The following is a 2696-nucleotide window of genomic DNA, read 5'->3' on the forward strand; positions in this document are numbered from 1 at the left end:
TGAGCAGGTTAGATGGGGATTGCAATACTCCTCTCGCTTCTATACTGTACAAAAACGGGCACCATAAACGGTGTTTGTTTTTATATTTAATATAAGCCTTTATACGTTAAATACTTCTTACTTATCATACTCATCTCTTTTTTAAACTCCATGCTCCAATCAGAGCTAGTGCTAGAATTGCACCAACTAACCAGTATGGCATACTAAATGCTTGACCATTACCAATTGCTATTCCAATATTGTTATGCATATACATCACCTCCTTTCCATAAATCCAAATTTTCTGGATTAGAGAGTATTGTTTTTATCAATTGATACTTACCACTTGCAAGTAGTACAAATAAGATGAGATATATTAGTGTAGGATTCTCCCATAGGAAGTCGTAACCGAGGGATTCATTTATTTTTTCTACAGATTCCTTTATCTTGCTTGCTTCTGGACCTTCCATCCCAGCATAATATTTTTTGGCTAATGTCATAATCTCTTGAATATGAATATAGTTTTCTGTTTCTAGATAACGGGATTGTTGCATCCAATCTGAGTAATTGATATGCTTCAGAATTATTTCTTTTATTTCCGATGCATCCACTGGAATATGTTGAGGGAAACTTTTGATCCAGTCTAGGGCATTACGTTCAGAGAGAGTATTTTTTTGTACCATATCTTTAATAAACAAGAGCATGAGTTTAAATTTTTCAGACCATTCTGCTTCTTTATTTTTTATTTGTTCTGAAGGTCGCCCTGGTTTTCTGACTGATTTCATTTCTGTCTTAGCCAAATCATTGGCTATAAATCTAGCTTGCTCTATATCAGAGATGTGGTCAGCTATTTCCTGAAATTGGTTCATAACAGTCTGGCGTTGCCTTATCATAAGATTTCGTAATTTATCAATATCAATCGGTAAACCTGCCCCAAATAACACAAAAATTATATTCTCATATTTAATGTGAGGCATTTGTTTAAGGTGATCTACGTATTGAATAATTGTCATTGCTTCAGGATAAGTAGTGATAGGTATTTGTTTATAACCAGCGTCTTTTTTCTCTCCTTTTAAGAATCCATACTTGATATAGCGATCTAAAGTACTCTGCGTTAACTCAATTCCTTCCGCATTGGCTTGCTCCAATATATCTTGTTTTCTCAAATATCCTCACCAACCTTAGTGTTTGTAATCATTCTAACGTAGCAATAAGAGTGGTAACAACACGATTTGGTGCCTAAATGAATTCAATAGATAATTTAAAGATATAGATTAGTAACCGTACTAAATAATCAGACAACTGGAGATCCTATTGCTGCTGAGGAGGAACCTCTACGACAAACGCCAAAAAGCATCGTTCAAGAATCTCCTTTTGGATCCTTAACGATGCTTTTTGTCAAATAGAGATCGACCGGGTTAAATTAAATCATTTCTGTGCAAAACCTTTAAATAAAATTCATATGCGGGATTCCCTATGTAACCTTCTTCTGGCGGAATACCCTTAAGTATGATCAGTTCATCTAACATTTTTCGCTTCAACCCTGTAAAGTAAACGAAGAAATATACTCCTATCTGCACTTTCGAGTACTAGTTGGGGGAACTTTCCTTCTTGAATATCTCTCCACAGTAACACAGATTCCGTAATCTCAGAATTTGTTACTGGCTCATTAGCATTACATTGCCGAATCTCAGCATGCATACTCCGTCCATTATCATTAAATAGAGCGGAAAGAATTTCACAATCATTTACCCTATAACACTTTATAATGTTTTCGTAGTTAACAAGGGGATCTTTCTTCAAATCGTCAACTATTTCAATATCGATCTCGAGTGTGTTAAATTTGTCTCTAAGTATTTTCTCCGCATCTTTCACTGAATACCTGAATGGCAATTTGGATTTTTTAAAAAGCTTATCAAGTTCTTCTATTCGCATAAGACTCCCCATTAAAAGAACCTCGTCCTCACTTACAAAGATAGGATTAACAAGTCTTCCAACATCCTGTGTTAAAGTTAGTGAATTTCCTAATTTCCAATCCAAAGGTTTCCTTGCATAATTCTATCCCTATAATGGTCATATCGATTATCGTTTCCTAAAGTCGTTGCAATTTCTAAAACTACCACATATATTACACCACTAATAGTAACTGCTGATGCTGCTAGCAATTGCGAAAGCAACCATTTATAACAACTGAGTTGTATAGCGGCAATACCCACGATGAGTCGAACGCGTGAGCCGCTTTTTTTATTGCTCAGAATTTGTTCAGAATGATGTGATATGGTCAAGCGAGCTAAAGTATAGAGACTTGGGGAAGGAAGATGAAAGTTGTCGAATAAAGGAGAAACAGCAAGAAAATTTAATACGAATTTTCCTGCTTGGAGGCAAATGGCTTTTAAAATCATTCGACTAAAATTGTCGTTTTTATTGCTGTTTAGCACATTTATGTCGATCAATTGGGGAAAAGAAGCAAATGCAGCACCTATAACGAGTTCCCTTGATAATTGGTATATCCGGTCCACGGGACAAAATATGGTTGGTGTCACTTACGGCAACGGTACGTATGTGGCGGTGGGGCCAAGTGGAACGATCGTGGCCTCCAGTGACGGAGTGAACTGGATGCCACGCAACTCGGGCACTACGAAAGCTCTTTATGGAGTCAGCTACTTCAACGGCACGTTTGTGGCGGTAGGGGCAAGTGGAACGATCTTGACCTCCAG

At 36.9% G+C, this 2696-nt stretch carries 2 protein-coding genes and 1 pseudogene; 1 reads left to right on the forward strand and 2 read right to left on the reverse strand.

The annotated features are described in order from the left end of the window. Nucleotides 1-242: 242 nt before the first annotated feature. The gene (locus C4S74_RS26165) at nucleotides 243-1145 is read right to left on the reverse strand and encodes a hypothetical protein (protein WP_103998208.1); all 903 of its coding nucleotides are present in this window, start codon (nucleotides 1143-1145) and stop codon (nucleotides 243-245) included. A 352-nt stretch (nucleotides 1146-1497) separates the two neighbouring features. Then, complete coding sequence (locus C4S74_RS26170; protein WP_258042621.1) at nucleotides 1498-2019, reverse strand: hypothetical protein; 522 nt, start codon at nucleotides 2017-2019, stop codon at nucleotides 1498-1500. 285 nt (nucleotides 2020-2304) lie between these two features. On the opposite strand from C4S74_RS26170, the pseudogene C4S74_RS26880 reads away from it, so the two are divergent. Continuing rightward, nucleotides 2305-2696 (forward strand): annotated as a pseudogene (locus C4S74_RS26880) (hypothetical protein); the annotation flags it as partial.

This window comes from Paenibacillus sp. UNC499MF, from assembly GCF_900107975.1.
Classification (GTDB): domain Bacteria; phylum Bacillota; class Bacilli; order Paenibacillales; family NBRC-103111; genus Paenibacillus_F.